16 protein-coding genes are annotated in these 19,255 nt (G+C 73.0%); 6 read left to right on the plus strand and 10 right to left on the minus strand.

Annotated elements, in window-relative coordinates:
- Positions 1 to 74 precede the first annotated feature (74 nt).
- Positions 75 to 1,157, plus strand: a complete 1,083-nt coding sequence (locus ACZ5ID_RS19095; RefSeq protein WP_468899450.1) for a magnesium and cobalt transport protein CorA — start codon at positions 75 to 77, stop codon at positions 1,155 to 1,157.
- A 137-nt stretch (positions 1,158 to 1,294) separates the two neighbouring features.
- Positions 1,295 to 2,344, plus strand: a complete 1,050-nt coding sequence (locus ACZ5ID_RS19100) for a M4 family metallopeptidase (RefSeq protein ID WP_468899132.1) — start codon at positions 1,295 to 1,297, stop codon at positions 2,342 to 2,344.
- A gap of 103 nt (positions 2,345 to 2,447) precedes the next feature.
- Here the strand turns inward: ACZ5ID_RS19100 and ACZ5ID_RS19105 are convergent, their stop codons facing one another.
- A complete protein-coding gene (locus tag ACZ5ID_RS19105) occupies positions 2,448 to 2,930 on the minus strand; it encodes a GNAT family N-acetyltransferase (protein ID WP_468899135.1) in 483 nt (160 codons plus the stop codon).
- A gap of 203 nt (positions 2,931 to 3,133) precedes the next feature.
- On the opposite strand from ACZ5ID_RS19105, the gene ACZ5ID_RS19110 reads away from it, so the two are divergent.
- Positions 3,134 to 3,994: a nuclease gene (locus tag ACZ5ID_RS19110; protein ID WP_468899453.1), complete on the plus strand. Its 861-nt coding sequence runs from the start codon at positions 3,134 to 3,136 to the stop codon at positions 3,992 to 3,994.
- 23 nt (positions 3,995 to 4,017) lie between these two features.
- Here the strand turns inward: ACZ5ID_RS19110 and ACZ5ID_RS19115 are convergent, their stop codons facing one another.
- Positions 4,018 to 5,451, minus strand: coding sequence for a dihydrolipoyl dehydrogenase family protein (locus ACZ5ID_RS19115; protein WP_468899138.1), 1,434 nt, complete (start codon positions 5,449 to 5,451; stop codon positions 4,018 to 4,020).
- A 137-nt stretch (positions 5,452 to 5,588) separates the two neighbouring features.
- Between ACZ5ID_RS19115 and trxA the strand changes: the two genes are divergently transcribed.
- Positions 5,589 to 5,957, plus strand: a complete 369-nt coding sequence (trxA, locus tag ACZ5ID_RS19120) for a thioredoxin (protein ID WP_468899140.1) — start codon at positions 5,589 to 5,591, stop codon at positions 5,955 to 5,957.
- Between the two features lie 22 nt (positions 5,958 to 5,979).
- Here trxA and ACZ5ID_RS19125 read toward each other — a convergent pair whose 3' ends face one another.
- The 6 genes from ACZ5ID_RS19125 to ACZ5ID_RS19150 all read right to left on the minus strand — a co-directional run bounded on the left by ACZ5ID_RS19125 (position 5,980) and on the right by ACZ5ID_RS19150 (position 13,103).
- Positions 5,980 to 6,903: an AEC family transporter gene (locus tag ACZ5ID_RS19125; RefSeq protein WP_468899143.1), complete on the minus strand. Its 924-nt coding sequence runs from the start codon at positions 6,901 to 6,903 to the stop codon at positions 5,980 to 5,982.
- Between the two features lie 111 nt (positions 6,904 to 7,014).
- On the minus strand, positions 7,015 to 8,451 hold the full coding sequence (locus ACZ5ID_RS19130) for a benzaldehyde dehydrogenase (protein ID WP_468899146.1): 1,437 nt from the start codon (positions 8,449 to 8,451) through the stop codon (positions 7,015 to 7,017).
- A gap of 193 nt (positions 8,452 to 8,644) precedes the next feature.
- Positions 8,645 to 9,829, minus strand: coding sequence for a thiolase family protein (locus ACZ5ID_RS19135; protein WP_468899149.1), 1,185 nt, complete (start codon positions 9,827 to 9,829; stop codon positions 8,645 to 8,647).
- 286 nt (positions 9,830 to 10,115) lie between these two features.
- Positions 10,116 to 10,370, minus strand: a complete 255-nt coding sequence (locus ACZ5ID_RS19140; protein WP_467881331.1) for a hypothetical protein — start codon at positions 10,368 to 10,370, stop codon at positions 10,116 to 10,118.
- A gap of 105 nt (positions 10,371 to 10,475) precedes the next feature.
- Positions 10,476 to 11,510 (minus strand): LacI family DNA-binding transcriptional regulator, encoded by a 1,035-nt coding sequence (locus tag ACZ5ID_RS19145; protein ID WP_468899152.1) that lies wholly within the window; start codon positions 11,508 to 11,510, stop codon positions 10,476 to 10,478.
- Positions 11,511 to 11,654: 144 nt separating this feature from the next.
- Entirely contained in the window at positions 11,655 to 13,103 is a 1,449-nt protein-coding gene (locus tag ACZ5ID_RS19150; protein ID WP_468899154.1) for an APC family permease, read from the minus strand.
- 171 nt (positions 13,104 to 13,274) lie between these two features.
- On the opposite strand from ACZ5ID_RS19150, the gene ACZ5ID_RS19155 reads away from it, so the two are divergent.
- Together ACZ5ID_RS19155 and ACZ5ID_RS19160 are read left to right on the plus strand one after the other, a co-directional pair.
- A complete protein-coding gene (locus ACZ5ID_RS19155) occupies positions 13,275 to 14,462 on the plus strand; it encodes an ROK family protein (RefSeq protein WP_468899157.1) in 1,188 nt (395 codons plus the stop codon).
- An 87-nt stretch (positions 14,463 to 14,549) separates the two neighbouring features.
- Positions 14,550 to 17,237, plus strand: coding sequence for a glycoside hydrolase family 2 protein (locus ACZ5ID_RS19160; protein ID WP_468899160.1), 2,688 nt, complete (start codon positions 14,550 to 14,552; stop codon positions 17,235 to 17,237).
- Positions 17,238 to 17,267: 30 nt separating this feature from the next.
- On the opposite strand, the gene ACZ5ID_RS19165 is transcribed toward ACZ5ID_RS19160, so the two are convergent.
- Together ACZ5ID_RS19165 and ACZ5ID_RS19170 are read right to left on the minus strand one after the other, a co-directional pair.
- Entirely contained in the window at positions 17,268 to 18,314 is a 1,047-nt protein-coding gene (locus tag ACZ5ID_RS19165; protein ID WP_468899163.1) for a glycosyl hydrolase family 18 protein, read from the minus strand.
- A gap of 98 nt (positions 18,315 to 18,412) precedes the next feature.
- Positions 18,413 to 19,240: a TIGR02452 family protein gene (locus ACZ5ID_RS19170; protein WP_468899165.1), complete on the minus strand. Its 828-nt coding sequence runs from the start codon at positions 19,238 to 19,240 to the stop codon at positions 18,413 to 18,415.
- Positions 19,241 to 19,255: the final 15 nt, after the last annotated feature.

Genomic DNA, 19,255 nt, shown 5'->3' on the forward strand with positions numbered 1-19,255 from the left:
GCGTGATGACCGGTCCTTGAGCCGTGCATGGCACACTGGCCGCCGATCCGCCGAAGGAGTGCCCAGCCGTGCCCATGATCCGCAACCTCCGCAGGGCGGTCCGCCGCGCCTACCGCCGCACGGTGGACCTCAGCCACCCGGCCCGCTCCCCGCTCGGCAGCGCCGTGGTGAACTGCGTGGTCTACCGCGACGGGGTGCGCCAGCCGGGCGACTGCCCGGTGGAGGAGGCCGTACGGCGGGTGCGCAGGGCCGGGGAGGGCTTCGTGTGGGTCGGGCTGCACGAGCCGAGCGCCGAGGAGTTCGCCGGGATCGCCGAGCTCTTCGGGCTCCATCCGCTGGCCGTCGAGGACGCGGTCCGCGCCCATCAGCGCCCGCAGGTCCAGAGCTACGACGACGTGCTGTTCGCGGTGTTCAAGACCGTCTGCTACGTCGAGCACGAGGAGCTGACCGCGACCAGCGAGGTCGTCGAGACCGGTGAGCTGATGATGTTCACCGGGCCCGACTTCGTGGTCACCGTCCGGCACGGCAGGCACGGTTCGCTCGGTCCGCTGCGCGAGTCCCTGGAGAAGACCCCCGAGCAGCTCGCCCAGGGCCCGGCGGCCGTGCTGCACGCGATAGCGGACCACGTCGTCGACGACTACCTCGTGGTCATCGACGCCATGCAGGTGGACGTGGACGCGGTGGAGACCGCCGTGTTCAGCGACACCGCCGGGCGGGGCGACGCGGGCCGCATCTACCAGCTCAAGCGCGAACTCCTGGAGTTCAAGCGGGCGGTGACTCCGCTGTACCGCCCGCTGACGGCCCTCGCCACCGAGCCGATGCCGCTCATCGGCCCGGACACCCAGCCGTACTTCCGTGACGTCTCCGACCACCTGGCCAGGGTCAACGAGCAGATCGGCTCGTTCGACGCGCTGCTCGACTCGATTCTCCAGGCCCATCTGGCGCAGGTGACGGTGGCCCAGAACGAGGACATGCGCAAGATCACCGCCTGGGCGGCGATCGTGGCCGTACCGACGATGGTGTGCGGGATCTACGGCATGAACTTCGACCACATGCCCGAGCTGCACTGGAAGTACGGCTACCCCCTCGCCCTGGCCGTCATGGCGGTGGCCTGCTTCGCCATCCACCGGGGGTTCCGCCGCAACGGCTGGCTGTGACCCGGGAGTCGGGGCGGGGTTGACGGGGACGCGTCGTCACCGTCCGTAGAAGCGGCCGTTCAGACTCCGCCACCGATTTTCAGCCAACTCGACTACAGGTATCACCGAAGTGGTCACGCTGTGCCACATTGCTCGGCATGGAGACCAACACCGTGTTCTGCACCATCATCCCGCCCCACGTCCTCGACAAGCTCGCGCAGGCCGAGGACCCCGCCACGTTCGAGCCAGCGCGCCGCACCCTGGAGCACGACGCGCTCCAGCGCACCCGGCGCCGGATCACCACCGTGCGTGGCATCGCCCCGTCGACGGGCACGCCGTCCGACAAGCCCGACCGCACGATCTACGACGCCGGGAGCCAGGAGACGCTGCCCGGCACGAAGGTGCACTCCGAGAGCGACACGCCGTCGCCGGACGCGACCGTCAACCGGGCGCACGCGGGACTCGGTGCCACTTTCGAGCTGTATCTCAAGGCGTACGGCCGGCACTCCATCGACGGCAGCGGGCTGCCGCTCGACGCGACCGTCCACTACGGCGAGAAGTACGACAACGCCTTCTGGAACGGCGAGCAGATGGTGTTCGGCGACGGGGACGGCGAGCTGTTCCTCGACTTCACCATCCCGGTCGACGTCATCGGGCACGAACTCACCCACGGCGTCACGCAGTACACCGCCAACCTGGAGTACTTCGGGCAGTCCGGCGCGCTCAACGAGTCGCTCTCCGACGTCTTCGGCTCGCTCATCAAGCAGTACGCGCTCGGCCAGTCCGCCGACCAGGCCGACTGGCTGATCGGCGCCGGGCTGCTCGGCCCGCGCATCCACGGCGAGGCGCTGCGCTCGATGAAGGCCCCGGGCACCGCGTACGACGACCCGCAACTCGGCAAGGACCCGCAGCCCGCCACGATGGAGGACTTCGTGCGCACCAGCCGGGACAACGGCGGGGTGCACATCAACTCGGGCATCCCCAACCACGCGTTCTACCTGGTGGCCACGGCCCTGGGCGGCTACGCCTGGGAGCGGGCCGGGAAGATCTGGTACGCCACGCTGACCGGCGGGGAGCTGACGAGCGGGGCCAGGTTCGCCGACTTCGGCCGCCTCACGGTCGCCACCGCCCGCAGCCTGTACGGCGACGGCGACGAACTCCAGGCCGTCACCAAGGCGTGGAGCCAGGTCGGGGTGCCACTCGCCTGAAGGGAGCCGTGCCGAGCGCGAGGGCGGCCCGGGGCACGACGGTGGGTCCTCCCTCGCGCAGAGCCACGCGGCGGCAGGACGCGCCTTGCCCCCGTGCGTCCGGTCAGCGCGGCGGGACGGGGATCTCCAGCTCCGGGCGGTCCCACAGCACCGCGGGCGGGTTCGCGCGGGCCGTGCCGGTCCTGAGCGCGCCCACGCTGCGGTAGAAGCCCTCGGCGGGCGGGTGCGAGACCACCCGGACGCGGTCGAGGCCCGCCGCCCGGGCCCGGTCGGTCATGTGCGCGATGAGCCGGCGTCCGATGCCGAGCCCCTGGGCGTCGTCGGCGACGAACATCAGGTCCAGCTCGGAGGGGCCGAGCAGCAGGGCGTAGAAGCCGAGCAGCCGCTCGCCCGCGCCGACCGCCACGTACACCTCGTGCGTCTCGATGTAGTCGGGGCCGACCCGGTAGCCCGCGACCATCGCCGCGTACGGGCCCTCGTAGGCGCGCGAGGAGCGTACGAGCCGGGTGAGCCGCTTGGCGTCGCGCGCCTCGGCGCGCCGGATCCGTACGGTCTCCTCGGCGCCGCCGGTAATGCGTGAGGTCATGGGGTGAGTATTACTGACGGGTGGGGGCGCGGGCGAACCGGGGGCGGTACGCGCAACGGCGTAGGGCGGTGTACGCGCCGCAGCTCAGTGGACCGTACTTATCGCGGCTTGTCGCACCGGACGGGCGCGCGCGGCGCCCGCGCGGCGGATGCTGGGGAGTGCGCGGTGTGCGCGGGGTGCACACGGAGGAGGCCGTCGTGGGAATGCTCGTGATCGAAGGTGCGTACCGCGTCACCGGTGCCCGCCCGGACGGCGACTCCGTCCGCTTCTACCCGGCCGACCCCACCCACTGGGACCTCGTGCCGGGCCCGCACCGCGTCCGGCGCAACCGTGCCGGCGGTGCCCAGCTGCGGCTCGACGGCATCGACACGCTGGAGACGCACTACATCCCGGCGCACGGCCGCGAACTGCGCCAGCCGCCGCCGTTCGCGGACCGGGCGGCCGACGCGCTCACCGCCTGGCTCGGCTTCCTCGGCGTCGAGCGCGACGCCCACGGCACGGTCACCGCCTCCGAGCCGGCCCAGGCCCCCGGGTTCGTCCTCACCCGGGGCGCCGACCTGCACGGGCGCTGTGTGGCGCTGGCCGGCCGGGGACCCGCTCCCGGGCCCAGCGGGCGCGAGCTCTTCGTCGACGCGGCGCTGCTGCGCCAGACCGCCAACTTCGCCCAGTTGGCGTCCGGGCTCGCCTATCCGACGTACTACACCAAGCTGTTCGTCGATCTGCGTGCGGCGATGACGGCGGCCGTGCGCGAGGCGCGCACCGCCGCGGGCGGGCTGTGGCCGGTGGACCTGACCACGACCGGCGCGAAGATCGACGGGCTGGGTACGCTCACCGGGACGGCGGTGGTGCTGCCGAAGCTGTTCCGGCGCCTGGCCGACTATCTGGTCCTGGGCGACGGCGACCCCTCGCTCGCCGGGTTCAAGACCTTCCTCGACCAGCGCGCCGACCGGGTACTGATCGTGCCCAAGGGGCAGTTCACCACCCTGTCGACGGTCGTGGAGGTCGCCGACCAGAACGTCCGGATGACGGAGCCCCCGGAGAACCTGGTCTTCGAGGAGCGCTGACGGCGGCCTCCACGCGCGCGCGGCTACTGGTCCCGGTACGTCTCCAGTAGGCGCAGCCACACCTCGCTGATCGTCGGGTACGCCGGGACCGCGTGCCACAGACGTCCGATCGGCACCTCGGCGGCGATCGCGACGGTGGCCGCGTGGATGAGCTCGCCCACGCCCGGGCCGACGAAGGTGACGCCGAGCAGGACCTCGCGGTCCAGGTCGACGACCATCCGGGCGCGGCCCCGGTAGCCGTCCGCGTACAGGCCGGCGCCCGCGACCCCGCCGAGGTCGTGGTCGACGGCGCGGACGCGGTGTCCGGCCGCCTCCGCCTCGGCCAGGGTCAGCCCCGCCGAGGCGGCCTCGGGGTCGGTGAAGACGACCTGGGGGACGGCGGCGTGGTCGGCGGTGGCCGCGTGGGCGCCCCACGGGTCGGTCTCCAGCAGGGGCGTCCTCGCCGCGCGCGCGGCGATCGCGGCGCCCGCGATCCTCGCCTGGTACTTGCCCTGGTGGGTGAGGAGCGCGCGGTGGTTGACGTCGCCCACCGCGTACAGCCAGTCGCTGCCCGCCACCCGGCAGGAGTCGTCGACCGGCAGCCAGGAGCCGGGCTCCATGCCGATGGTGTCCAGGCCGATGTCGTCGGTGCGCGGGGCGCGGCCGGTGGCGAAGAGGATCTCGTCGGCCTCGATGCGACCGCCGTCGTCCAGGACCACCGTGACGGGCCCGCTGCCGCCCTCGCGCACGACCTCGGCGACGTTCACCTGGGTACGGACGGAGGCGCCCGCCTCCTTCAGTGCCTCGGCGACCAGCTCGCCCGCGAACGGCTCCATCTTCGGCAGCAGTGCCTCGCCGCGGACCAGGACAGTCACCTGGGCGCCGAACGCCTGCCAGGCCGTCGCCATCTCGACGCCGACCACTCCCCCGCCGACGACCACCAGCCGGCCCGGCACCTGCTGGGCGCTGGTGGCCTCGCGGCTGGTCCAGGGCCTGGCGTCGGCGATGCCGGGCAGGTCGGGAAGGAGGGCGCGGCTGCCGGTGCAGACGGCCACGGCGTGCCGGGCGGTCAGCACATGGTGCTCCCCCTCGGGGCTGGTGACGCTGACCTTGCGGGTGCCGTAGAGGCGCCCGTGGCCCCGGTAGAGGTGGGCGCCGATGCCGTCCAGCCACCGCACCTGCCCGTCGTCCTGCCAGTGCGAGGTGTACTCGTCGCGGTGGGCGAGCACGGCGGGCACGTCGAGCGGGCCCTCCACCCGCTCGCGCAGGCCCGGCACCTTGCGCGCGTCCGCGCGCGCGAGCACCGGCCGCAGCAGCGCCTTGCTGGGCATGCACGCCCAGTACGAGCACTCGCCCCCGACCAGTTCGCTCTCCACCACGGCGGCGCTCAGCCCCGCCGCCCGCACCCGGTCGGCGACGTTCTCGCCCACCGGTCCCGCTCCCAGCACCACCACGTCGTATTCCAAGGCTTCGGTCATGGGCTCAGTCTGGTGCGAGGAGTACGCCGGAGCCACAGGGGCAGGGGTGGGAGAGCGGAAAACCCACGGAATACCACGACGGCGGTCGCCGTTGTGCGAGGCGGCTTCACGGTGAGGCCAGGAAGAGGGAGTGCGTGATGGCGACTGTGGAGCTGACCAAGGAGAACTTCGACGAGGTCGTGTCCGACAACGACTTCGTACTGATCGACTTCTGGGCCTCCTGGTGCGGTCCCTGCCGGCAGTTCGGCCCGGTCTACGAGGCGGCCTCCGAGCGCCACGAGGACCTGGTGTTCGCCAAGGTGGACACCGAGGCCCAGCAGGAGCTGGCCGCGGCGTTCGAGATCCGTTCGATCCCCACGCTGATGATCGTCCGCGACAACGTGGCGATCTTCTCCCAGCCCGGCGCGCTGCCCGAGGCCGCGCTGGAGGACGTGATCGGCCAGGCGCGCGCCCTCGACATGGACGAGGTCCGCAAGTCGGTCGAGGAAGCCGGCCAGGGGAAGTAGCCCGCCCCTCGGGCTGCCCGCCTCAGCCCAGCTGCCAGGCGATCAGTGACAGGGACACCATCGACAGGAGCGTCGAGAGCAGCACGGTGTCCCTGGGCAGCTCGGTGTCCAGGGAGTACTCGGACGCGAAGATGAACGCGTTCTGCGCGGTCGGCAGCCCCGCGCACAGCACCACCGCGAACAGCGCGTGCCCGTCGAGGGCGAAGAGCCAGCGCCCGAGCGCGTAGGCGAGCAGGGGCTGCGCCACGACCTTCAGCCCCACCAGGATCAGCCGCTCGGTCCGTCCGTCGGCGTCGGGGCGGGCGCGCGCGTTGAGCGACATACCGAGGGCGAACAGGGCCGAGGGGACGGCGGCGCCGCCCAGGATCTGCAGCGGCGAGACCGCCTCCGCGGGGAGCTCCAGACCGAGTGCGGCGACCGTCAGTCCGAGTGCGGACGCCCCGATCACCGGGTTGCGGAAGGGCAGCTGGAGGATCCGCGTCCAGCGCTCGCGGCCGGCCCGGCGTACGTCCAGCTCGATCAGGACCAGGATCAGCGGCGTGATGAAGAGCATCTGGAAGAGCGCCGCGGCGACGATGAACGAGGTGTCGTGCAGGACGTGCACGGCGACCGGGATGCCCAGGTTGGCGGAGTTGACATAGGACGCGGCCATCGCGCCTATCGCCTGTTCGCCGCGCTTGCGGCGGAACATCCAGCGGCTGACCAGCAGTCCGGCCGCGAACACCGTGACCAGGCTCGCCGCGAAGACGGCCACGCCCGGCCGGGCCAGGTCGCCCGGGTGCGAGCGCGACATCGTCAGGAACAGCAGCGACGGCATCGCGAAGGTGAACGCGAACCGCCCCAGGACGTGCTGCGCCTGGTCGCCGAGCACCTGGAAGCGCCCGGCGCCCCAGCCGCAGGCGGTGAGCGCCCAGATGGGCAGGAAGCCGCTGATCACTGAATGCACCGCGCAAGCATAGGAGTGCGGTGCGAGGGGTTGAGCAGGGCGGTACCGCGTGCCCTGCCAGGGGCGCGGGGAACGCGCGAGCGACCCCACCGGCCCGTAGCGACAACCGCCCTAGAACGGGTGGCCCTCCGGGCGGCCCCGCACCGTCGTCCACCGCAGCTCGGTGAACGCCTCCAGGTTCGCCGCGCCCCCGAACCGCGCGCCGGTTCCGGACGCCGCGACTCCGCCGAAGGGCGCGACCGCCTCGTCGTTGACCGTCTGGTCGTTGATGTGGGCGATCCCGGTCGGAACGCGGTCCGCGAGCTCCAGGCCGAGCGCGGTGTCCCGGGTGATGATGCCGAGGGAGAGCCCGTACGGTCCGTCGGCGGCCAGCGCGGCGGCCTCGTCCAGGGTGCGGAAGGACCGTACGGGCGCGACCGGTCCGAAGACCTCCTCCGCGTACGCCGGGGTGTCGTCGGCGGCGTCAGCGAGGACGGTCGGCCGGTAGAACAGGTCCTGGTGGGTGCCGCCCGCGGCGAGCCGGGCACCGCGCGCGGTACTGGCCCGCACCAGGCCGTCGACCTTGGTGAGCTGGCCTTCGTCGATGAGCGGGCCGAGGTGGACCTGGGCTCGGTACGGGTCGCCCACGGCCAGCGCGTCGGCCCTGGCGGCGAGCCGTTCCACGTACTCCTCGTAGAGCGAGGCGTGCACGAGGTGGCGGCCGGTGGTCATACAGATCTGGCCCTGGTGGAAGAAGGAGCCCCAGGAGGCCTGGGCCACCGCGCCCTCGATGTCGGCGTCCTCCAGGACGACCAGCGCGGAGTTGCCGCCCAGCTCCAGGTGGGCGCGCTTGAGCAGACGCCCGGCGGCCTCGCCGACCGCGCGTCCGGCGGCGGTCGAGCCGGTGAAGGAGATGACCGGGACACCGGGGTCCGCGACCAGGGCCCGCCCCGCCTCGGCGCCGCCCGGCAGCACGTGCAGAAGTCCCTCGGGCAGCCCCGCCTCCTCGAAGACCGCGGCGAGCGAGAGGCCGCCGCAGACGGCCGTGCGCGGATCGGGCTTGAGGAGCACGGCGTTGCCGAGCGCGAGGGCGGGCGCCACCGAGCGGATGGAGAGGATGAGCGGGGCGTTGAACGGGGCGATGACCCCGGCCACCCCGACCGGGACGCGCCGGGTGAAGCTGAGCCTGGGCTCCTCGCTCGGCAGCACCTCTCCGAGCGGCCGGGAGGCGAGCGCCGCCGCCTCGTAGCACTCCTGGGCGGCCACATGCAGCTCGAAGTCGGCCTTGCCGGGTATCGAGCCGGACTCCCGTACCAGCCATTCGCGCAGCTCGTCGGCGTACGCGGTGAACAGATCCCCGGCGCGGCGCAGGACGGCCGCGCGCGCGAAGTGCGGGGTGCGGGCCCAGCCCGGCTGGGCCGCGCGGGCCGCCGCGACGGCGGCCGTGATGTCGTCGGCGGTGGCCAGGGTGAGCGCGCCCAGGCCTTCTCCCGTGGCGGGTTCGGTGACCTCGTACTCACCCCCCGACAGCGTCCGTGCCTGCCAGGTCTTGGGGTCGAGCAGGGTCATGAAGGATCTCCAGTCTCACGCGTGATCGAGGGGAGGCCATGATCGTGGGGAAGTCCCGTGCGGCATCCTAGTCCGGTCACCCGGGGAAACGTCCCTCTTCTGTCCCGCCTGACTCACCGGCAGCTTCGCGCCACCGTAGGGCAGTTGATACGGAAGGCGGCGGTCCGCCTCCCGTGCCCGAGCCGCGCTCCGGTCAGCGTTCCAGGACGAGCGCCAGCCCCTGCCCGACACCGATGCAGAGCGCGGCCAGTCCCACGCCCGAGCCCGCGGCGGCCAGTTGGTGGGCGACGGCCCCGGCGAGCCGGGCGCCCGAGGCGCCGAGCGGGTGGCCGATGGCGATGGCGCCGCCGCGCGGGTTGACCACGGCCGGGTCCAGCTCCGGCCACTCGGCCAGGCACCCCAACGACTGGGCGGCGAAGGCCTCGTTGAGCTCGAAGACGCTCAGGTCCCCCAGCCCCCTGCCCGCCTTGGCCAGCGCGGTGCGCACCGCCTCCACCGGGCCGAGGCCGAAGAGCTGCGGCTCGATCCCCGTCACCGCGGAGGTCCTGATCCGGGCCAGCGGCTCACGGCCGGTGGCGCGCAGGCCTTCCTCGTCGACCAGGAGCAGGGCCGCGGCGCCGTCGTTGAGCGGCGAGGAGTTGCCCGCGGTCACCGAACCGCCCTCGCGGAAGGCGGGCTTGAGGCGGCCGAGCGCCTCCATGGTGGAGGACTCGCGGACGCACTCGTCGCGGGCGAGCTCGACGCCCTCGTACGGGACCACCTCGTCGTCGTACAGGCCCTTCGCCCAGGCCTCGGCGGCCTTGCGGTGGCTGTCGAGGGCGAACGCGTCCTGCTGCTCGCGGGTCAGCCCGTGCCGGTCCGCGATCAGTTCCGCGCCCTCACCGAGCCCGACCGTCCACTCGGCGGGCATCCTCGGGTTGGTCATCCGCCAGCCGAGCGTGGTGGACCAGAGCTGCTGGTGCCCGGCCGGGAAGGCGCGCTCGGGCTTCTGCATCACCCAGGGGGCGCGGGACATCGACTCCACCCCGCCCGCGACCGCGATGTGCGCGTCACCGAGCGCGAGGGCGCGGGCGGCCTGGATGACGGCCTCCAGACCCGAGCCGCACAGGCGGTTGACGGTGACGCCGGGGACCGACACCGGCAGCCCGGCGAGGAGCACGGCCATCCGGGCCACATCGCGGTTGTCCTCGCCGGCGCCGTTGGCGTCGCCGAAGTACACGTCGTCGATCCGGGCCGGGTCGAGCTCCGGGGAGCGGGCGACGAGGGACTTCACCACGTGCGCGGCCAGGTCGTCGGGACGCACCCCGGCGAGCGCTCCCCCGAATTTGCCGATGGGGGTGCGCACGGCGTCGACGATGTACACGTCCCGGATGCTCATCGCTTCTCTCCCGCTGCTCGGTCGGCCGTGTCCGCCCGGGGTACGCGACGCCTTCGGCCCCCGCGCGCTCTGTCCGACGCACTCTGTTCGCCCGGTGAACTCTCGTTCACGATCAACGCCGAGTCTCGGCCCGCCCCGGCGTGCTGTCAACGGCCCCCGGAGGACCCGTGCCGGCGGTCCTGTCGGCCGGGCCGCTCGAACGCGGCCTCGCGGCGCTGTCGGCCCGCGGGCGACGGCCGGGGCCGTCTCGGCGGATCCGGCGGTCCTCGGTCACTCGGTCACTCGGTCACTCGGGGGCGATGAGCGCGGTGAGCCCGTAGTCGAGCTCCGAGCCGTCCACGAGGATCGCCTCGACGGTACGGGTGGCGGGGTCCACGTCCGCGACGACGCCGTGACCGGCGTAGCGCGGGTAGCCCGTCTCGCCGGTCTCGCCCGTCGCCTCGACGAGGGCGGAGCGGACGGCGCTGTCGGCCACGGACGCGGTGCCGCGGGTCTCCACGTGGGAGGGGACGATCAGGACGACCAGGCGCGAGGGGTGCATGAGGGGACGGTAGGGGTGCGGGGGCGGCGGGGGGAGGATGCCACTCCGCCGGTGGCCGGATTTCCGCCCTGTTCCGCGACCGTTGCGCCCCAGTACTGCAACGGCCTAGGTGGAGTCGCGCCGCACCAGGCTCGCCCCCATCAGGTCCCGGCGCTCCCCCACCGCCGCCGGGTCGCGTACCGCCGCGTCCACCAGCTCGGCGAGGTGGCGGCCCGCGACGATGTCGATGTGGACGGTGGTCAGCCGGGGGCGCAGCAGACGGCCGAGGAGCAGGTTGCCCGCGCCGACGATCGCCGTCCGCGCCGGGACGGCTATGCCCGCGTCCTGGAGGGAGCGCATCAGGAGCATCGCGTATTCGTCGTTGTACGCGAACACCGCGGACAGGCCCAGCCCCCTCCAACGCCGGGCCAGTCCGGCCGCGGCCTCCTCCTCGTACGCCAGCTCCAGGGGCTCGACCACCGCGTCGGTGCCCGCGACGGCCCTGCGGGCGCCCGCGAGGCGGGGCCGGGAGAGGAGTTCGTGGCCGGGTTCCGCGGGCATCACGACGCCGATCCTGCGGTGGCCGCGCTCCAGCAGATGGGCGACCGCGCACCGGCCTATCGTCCGCTGGTCCATCGGCAGAGCGTGCGCGCCCTCGACGCGCCGCGGGCCGAGCGTGACCACCGCCCGCGCCCCGGCCCGCTTCAGCAGCTCCACGCCCCGCGCGGTCAGCTCGGTCTCGCCGAGCGAGATGACGGCGACCGGGCGCAGCTCGGCCCAGGCGCGGGCCGTGTCGTCGGGTCCCAGGCCGAGGCTGCCGTACTGCACGACCGTGTAGTCCAGGCGGCGCAGGGCCCCCTGCAGTTCGTCCAGGAAGCGGCCGTGGAGCGGGCCGGCCGGGTGGTGCCCGCCGGGCAGCAGGACGATACGGGTGCGGCCGGCGCGCAGGCTGCGGGCCGCGGCGTGCGGTACATAGCCGAGCTCCTCGGCGGCCTCGCGCACCCGGGCCCTGGTGGGCTCGCTGATGCGCACGGAGGAGGTGTTGTTGAGGACGTAGCTCACCGTGGCACGTGAGACCCCGGCCAGCCGGGCCACGTCGGCGCTGGTCGGGACGGGCCGTTCGGCGGGCTGCGGCTGCTGCCGCTGGGAGGGATCGCTCATCGCGTTCGGCATCCTCGCAGAAGCACCGGTGCCCGGGCCCGGCGGTTGGCCGAAGTCACCACAGGGGAAACGGACATGAGCCTTCGGGCCGGACCGGACCCCGCCGGGAAGGGCGGGGGCCGGCTCGCCTGCGGACCGGGGCCGTCAGGCGTCGACCTCGTCCGTCACCGGGTGCTCCAGGTACTCCTCGCGCACCTCGCGCGGGCCGAACGGCCACACCTTCTCGAAGCGGGCCCACAGCAGATACGCCACACAGCCGAGCGCCACCCAGGCGAGCGACCATTCGATGGGGTGGCGGCCGGGGGAGTTCTTGTCGGCGTATCCGTAGATGACGAGCCAGCCGACCAGCGCGACCAGGCCGGGCAGCGGGTAGAGCCACATCCGGTAGGGGCGGCGCAGCCCGGGCTGGCGGCGGCGCAGTACGGTCACGGCGGCGATCTGGGCGAGCGCCTGCACCAGCACCATCACCGTGGTGAGCAGCTGGATCAGGGTGGCGAGATCGGTGTGGCGGCCGATGAGGAAGCCGACCGCCGTGACGACGCCCATGGTGGCCAGGCCCACGGTCGGGAAGCGGTGACGGGGGTGGAGCCGGGCGTAGGGGCGGAAGAAGACACGGTCGCGGGCGGCGTCGTAGGGCACCCGGGAGCCGCCGAGCAGTCCGGTGAAGACGGAGGCGAAGGCGGTGACGAGGATCAGGACGGTGACGACGTCGGCGGCGCCCTTCCCCCAGGTCTTCTCCAGGACGGCGGACGCCACCGAGGTGGAGGCGATGTCGCCGGGGTCGGTCATCCGCTGCCAGTCGATGACGCCGAGGGTGCCGATCTGGAGCAGCAGGTAGATCGCCATGATGCCGAGGATGGAGAAGACGATCGAGCGCGGCAGGGTGCGGCCGGGGTTCTTGATCTCGGCGCCCATGTAGGCGGTGGTGTTGTAGCCGAGGTAGTCGTAGATGCCGATGGTGAGGCCCGCGGCGAAGCCGAGCCAGAAGTGGTCGCTGGTGAGCTCGAAGGCGCCCGAAGGGTAGGTGAAGGCGCGGTCGGCGCTGAAGTGGGTGGCCGAGGCGACGATGACCAGGGTCACCGAGGCGATCATCACGGCCCACATGACGGTGGTGATCCGCGCGATGTGCTCGATGCCGCGCCACAGCAGCAGGACGACCACCGCGATCACCCCGAGCCCGACCAGGTCGCCGCCGGTACTGCCCAGGTCCGGTGCCAGGTAGCCGAGGTACTGGACGAAGCCCACCACGCCGGTGGACATGATGAGCGGGATGAAGAGCATCGCCGTCCACACGAACAGGAACGGCATCAGACGTCCGCTGCGGTACTGGAAGGCCTGGCGCAGATAGACGTAACTGCCGCCGGAGCCGGGCATGGAGGCGCCGAGCTCGGCCCAGATCAGCCCGTCGGCGAGGGCGAGCACCGCGCCGGCGACGAAACCGAGCACGGCCTGCGGGCCGCCGAAGGCGGCGACCATCAGCGGGATGGTGACGAACGGGCCGATGCCGCACATCTGGCTCATGTTGATGGCGGTGGCCTGGAAGAGTCCGATACGGCGGACGAAGCCGCCGGTCGGCGGCGGGGTTCCGGACACGAGGGGACCCTCCTGGGGCTCGGGGGACGCGGCGAACGGCGGTGCGGGCGTGGGCTCTTCGCCCCTTCGGTGGTGCGCCCTGGTGCCGGGCGTGCTCAAGTTAAGTACCTTTACTTATGACGTCAAGAGGTCGCCGGGAAACCGTGGGGAGCGATACGTGAGAATGAGCGGATGACCAGCAGTGACGAGGGTGAGCAGCCCTGGAACCCACAGCGCCAGCGCAACAGCAACGAGCGGCTGCTGCTCGACCGGCTGCGCGCGGGCGGCCCCTCGTCGCGGGCCCAGCTCGCCCGTGAGAGCGGTCTGTCCAAGCCGACGGTCTCCAGCGCGCTGGCCGCGCTCGCCGCCACCGGCCTGGTCCGCGAGGCGGGCACGCACACCCCCGAGCGCGGCCGGTCCGCGGTGCTCTACGCCCCGGACCCGACCGCGGGGTACGCGCTGGGCATCGACATCGGGCGGGCCTGGCTGCGGGTGGCGCTCGCGGACCTGGACGGCGCGGTGGTGGCGCGCTCGGAGGTCCGCAACCAGGCCCGCACCTCCGGGACCATGGCCGAGCTGGTCGTCTCCACCGCCCGCCGGCTCGTCGAAGGATCGGGCGTGGACGCGGAGAAGATCGCCCAGGCGGTGGTCGGCACACCCGGGGTGTACGACGCGGAGAAGCGGCGGGTGCGCTATGCCCAGCATCTGCCGGGCTGGGGCCGGCCTGGCCTCTTCGACCGGATGCGGGACGGCCTCGGGATGCCGCTGGCCGTGCACAACGACGCCAATCTGGCGGCGCTGGGCGAGTACACCTTCGGCGTCGGGGCGGGCAGCCGCCTCTTCGTGTACGTACTGATCGGCACCGGGCTCGGCATGGGCGTGGTCAGCGAGGGGCAGCTCTTCACCGGGGCGCACGGCGGGGCCGGCGAGATCGGCTTCCTGCCCTGGCCCGGGCGGCAGAAGCCGGACACCCTGGAGGACGCGGTCTCCGGCGACGCGGTCGTGGCGGCGGCCCGCTCGCACGGCATGGCCGGGCCGCTCACGGCGAAGGACGTCTTCGACGCGGCACGGGCCGGGGACCCGGCGGCGGTCAAGGCGGTCGAGCTGGAGGGCGAGCGCCTGGCCCACACCGTGGCGGCGGTCGCCGCGGTGCTCGACCCGGATCTGGTGGTGCTGGGCGGGGGCGTGGGGCACAGCGCGGATCTGCTGCTGCGGACGGTCCGGGAGACGCTGCGCACCCTGACACCGCTGCGCCCGAAGGTGGCGCCCAGTTCGCTCGGCGAGGACGCGGTGCTGCTCGGGGCGGTGGCGACGGCGCTGGGCACGGCCCGGGACGTGACCTTCGAGCGGCGGACCCGCTCCGGACACCCGGGTCGTTGACATGACTCACTCAGGTCTCTACCTTCGGGGTGCGAGTTAGTAAGGATTCCTAACTTTGATGCCCGACCTGGATACCGGGAGCCCACCGTGTTCCACCGTCGCCCTCTCGTCCGCCGAAGGACCGCCGCAGCCGCCGCACTGACGCTCACCCTGGCGCTCCTGACGGGGGCGCGGGAGGCAACTCCCGCCGCCCGCACGGAGGTCACCCCCACCACGACGGCGCTGTCCGGGTACGCCATCCAGTCCACCGCCGCGGTCACCGACCCGGCGGCGGCCGTCTCCAGCCCCGGCTACCCGGCGACGGGCTGGTACCGGGCCGGGCCCCGCTCCACCGTCCTCGCCGCCCTGCTGGCGGCCGGCAAGTACGCCGACCCCTTCTACTCCACCAACCAGAAGAAGATCCCCGCCGCGGACTTCGCCGTGCCCTGGTGGTACCGCTCGGACTTCACCGTCGCGGACACCTCCGCGCGTACGTACCTCGACTTCAGCGGGGTCGTCTCGGCCGCCGACGTGTTCGTCAACGGGCGCCGGGTCGCGGACCGGGGCGCGGTCGCCGGCGCCTACACCCGCCATGAGCTCGACATCACCTCGGCCGTGCGGTCCGGTACCAACACCGTCGCCTTCCGCGTCCAGCCCAACGACCCCGGGAAACACCTCACCATGGGGTGGATCGACTGGCTCCAGCCGCCGCCCGACCAGAACATGGGCATCGTCCGGGACGTGCTGGTGCGCCGGGGCGGCCCGGTCGCGCTGCGCGACGCGCATGTCGTCACCAGCCTCGCCGTGCCCTCGCTGGCGAGCGCCGACCTGACGGTCAAGGCCCTGGCCCGCAACGACTCGGCGAGCACGGTGACCACGACCGTCTCCGGCACGATCGGCGCCGTCTCCTTCGGCCAGGACGTCACCCTCGCCCCGCACGAGAGCAGGGCGGTCACCTTCACCCCCGCCGCCTACCCCCAGCTCCGGCTCACCTCGCCGCGCGTGTGGTGGCCGGCCGGCATGGGCGAACAGCCGCTCTACGCACTGGACCTGACCGCCTCCGTCTCCGGCGGCACCTCCGACACCGCGCACGAGTCGTTCGGTATCCGCGACGTGAAGGCACCGCTCGACGCGGCCGGCGCACGGCAGTACTCGGTCAACGGCCGTCCGCTGCTCATCAGGGGCGGCGGCTGGTCGCCGGACGAGTATCTGCGCTGGGACCGCACCTACGCGGAGGACCGGCTCAGGTACGCGCTCGACCTCGGCCTCAACACCATCCGGCTGGAAGGGCACATCGAGCCGGACGAGTTCTTCGACCTCGCGGACCGGTACGGCATCCTCACCCTCCCCGGCTGGGAGTGCTGCGACAAGTGGGAGGGGCAGGTCAACGGGGACGAGCCGGGCGACAGGTGGAGCGCGGCGGACTACCCCGTCGCGAAGGCGTCGATGGCCGCCGAGGCGGCCAGGCTGCGCGACCACCCCAGCGTGATCTCCTTCCTCATCGGCAGCGACTTCGCCCCGGACGCCACGATCGAGAAGACGTATGTGGACGCCCTGCGGGCCGCCGACTGGCCCACCCCCGTGGTGGCCGCCGCCTCCGACAACTCCGCGCCCATCAGCGGCAGTTCGGGTATGAAGATGAGCGGCCCCTACGACTGGGTGCCGCCCGACTACTGGTACAACAAGCAGGAGGGCGGAGCCACCGGCTTCAACTCCGAGACCAGCGCCGGGCCCGACATCCCCACCCTGGACACCCTGCGCCGCATGATGTCACCCGCCGAGCTGGACACGCTCTGGAAGAACCCATCGGCCAAGCAGTACCACCGCTCCCCCTCGTCGGCCTTCGCCACCCTCGCCATCTACGACGCGGCCCTGACCGGCCGTTACGGCGCCCCGACCGGCCTGGACGACTATGTGCGCAAGGCCCAGCTCGCCCAGTACGAGAACGTGCGCGCCCAGTACGAGGCGTACGCCCGCAACGCCAAGGACGCCTCGAAGCCCTCGACCGGCGTCGTCCACTGGATGTTCAACAGCGGCTGGACCTCCCTGCACTGGCAGCTCGTGGACCGCTACCTCGACCAGGGTGGCGCGTACTTCGGCGCGAAGAAGGCCAACGAGCCGCTGCACGTCCAGTACTCCTACGACGACCGCTCCGTCGCGGTGGTGAACAGCCGGCACGCACCCGTCTCCGGTCTCACGGCACGGGTGACGCTCTTCAACACCGACGGGACGCGGAAGTACGACCGGACGGCGACCGGGGTGAGCGTGGGCGGGGACGGGGCGCGGACGACGGCGCTCACCGTCCCGGCGAACGTAACCGGCCTGTCCACCACCTACCTCGCCCGGCTGCTGCTCACCGACGCCGCCGGCAGGGAGGTGAGCCGCAATGTGTACTGGCTCTCCACCAAGGCGGACGTCCTCGACTACGCGAAGACCGACTGGTACCACACCCCCACCACCGCCTACGCCGATCTCAAGGGGCTGCGCGCGATGGCGAAGGCGGCGGTCACCGCCGACGGAACCACCACCGCGAACGGCGACGGCACCTCGACGACCACCGTCACCCTCACCCGTACCGGAGCGGGGGCGGCCCCGGCGCTGCTCACCGACGTCCACCTCGTGGACGCCGGGGGCGCCCCGGTCCTGCCCGTCCACTGGTCCGACAACCAGGTATCACTGTGGCCCGGTGAGACGGCGACGCTGACCGCCACCTACCGGACCGCCGACCTGCACGGCTCCGCCCCACGGCTGCGGATCTCGGGCTGGAACACCCCGACGGCCACGGTCCACGGCTGAACCGGACCGTGGCCGTCGGGCCGGGGGCGCTCAGGTCCTCGCCAGCACCGGCCACACGGCCGGGTCCTCGAAGTTCAGGGCCCACAGGGAGGTGCTGCGGACGCCGTAGCGGGCCAGGACCGGCAGGTCCGCCTCGACGCCCCGGGCGTCCTGGTACCAGACCTCACGGGCCGTCTCCCCGTCCTGGTAACTGAAGTGGGGGGTCTGCGACACGGGATCGAGCTGGTACGGGGCGCCCTTCTCCACGCGCAGGGCCTCGGCCTCCCGCCAGCTGACGTGCCGGGCCCGCCCGCCGCCCCCGGCGGGCCAGTCCCAGCCGTAGGCGGGCAGCGCCATCTCGATCCGGGCGGGCGGGATCAGTACGGTGGCGCGGCGCAGGATGTCCTCGTACCAGTCCACCCCGGCGAGCGGACCGGGGCTGCCGCCCGACCAGTGCCGGTCGTACGCCATGATCCGTACCCGGTCGGCGGCCCGGCCGAGCGCCGCGTAGTCCCAGACGCGGCCGGTGGTCGCGGTCTGCGGTGACACGGTGCTGACGCACTTCTTGGCGAGGGCGTGCAGGCGGGCGCAGAGCTCGCCGATGAAGGTTGCGTAGGCCGCTCGCACCGCGGGGTAGTCGGCGTCGCCGGTCGGGGCGATGGACTCGTAGTCGATGTCGAGGCCGTCGTAGGAGCGGCTGCCCGCCACCGCGAGCAGGGCCGTGATGTGGGCGGCGCGGCGGTCCGGGTCGGTGAGGATGGCGGCGAGGGCGCCGGGCTCCATCGTCTCCATGACGGTGGGCACCACCGCGATCCCGGCCGCGTGCAGCCCGTCGACGACGCGCTGGGCGCCCGCGCCCGGATGCCCGTCGATCTGTTCGTCGCCGACCGCCTGGTACCAGAACGGGCTGACGGTGTGCAGCTGGGCCGCGTGACGCAGGGCGTCCTGGTAGGCGCCCTCCTGGTCCCAGTAGGGCAGCCAGGCGGAGACGGAGCGGGGCGGCGCGGGCGGCGCGGGTTCGGCCGCCGAGGCGGGCGGGGGCGCGGCGAGGACGGCGAAGGCGGTGGCGAGCAGCACCGCGAGGGCTCGGACGATCATGCTCCGAGCCTGGGGGCGGCCGGCTCCCGGGGCCCGCGTCCGCTGCGCCGTCCGGCGCAATCGGGGGCCCGCACTCACTCCCGGCGGTCGGCGCGGGCTCACTCCGCCGCCGCGAACACCTCCTCGAAGGCCCGCAGGGTCGTGCGGCTCGCCGTGCGGTCCAGGACGGCGAAGACCACCTCGTCGAAGTGGCGGGCGAAGCGGCCCCGGCCCGTGAGGTGGGCGTGGAAGGCGCCCGCCACCTGGGCCGGCTCGTTGCGGAAGACGCCGCAGCCCCAGGCGCCCAGCACCAGCCGCCGGTAGCCGCAGTGGGCCGCGGTCTCCAGGACGCGCTCCGCCCGCCGGGTGAGGACGGCCGGGATACGGTCGACGTCCTGCGGGGCCCGTCGGCGGATCACTCCCGCGTTGGGCGCGGGGCAGGTCAGGAAGCCGACCCGGAAGGGCTCGTCGAGGAGGCGGCCCCGGTCGTCGCGGAAGACCGGCACACCGGGCGAGTGGATCACCCGGTCGGTGTAGAGCACATCGCGGTCGGCGCGGTGGTGCTCGTAGAATCCGGGCGCCCGCAGCAGCGTCGGGTACAGCGCGGAGGAGCGGCACAGCGCCTCCTCCTGGGCCTGTGCCCCGTTCAGGAAGCCGCCGCCGGGGTTGCGCGCGGAGGCGAAGTTCAGCACAGCCACCTCGCCGGGGCCCTCGCCCACCAGGCGCAGGGCCGCTTCCAGGCTGCTCTCGCCGGTCACCGCGCATACGCTGGAACGGTCGGTGCCGGGCGTCACGGGCACCGGACCGGGGCCGAAGAGCCGGGTCGCGTCGACGGCCGCCGCCACCCAGGCGGCGATCGAGACCGTGGACCCGCCGGGCGTCTCGTACGCCCCGGCTTCGGCGATCTCCACGGTGTGGCGCGCGAGGTCGCGCAGTCGTGCACTCATATTTAGCATCGTTGA

The organism is Streptomyces sp. NPDC031670, assembly GCF_055580545.1.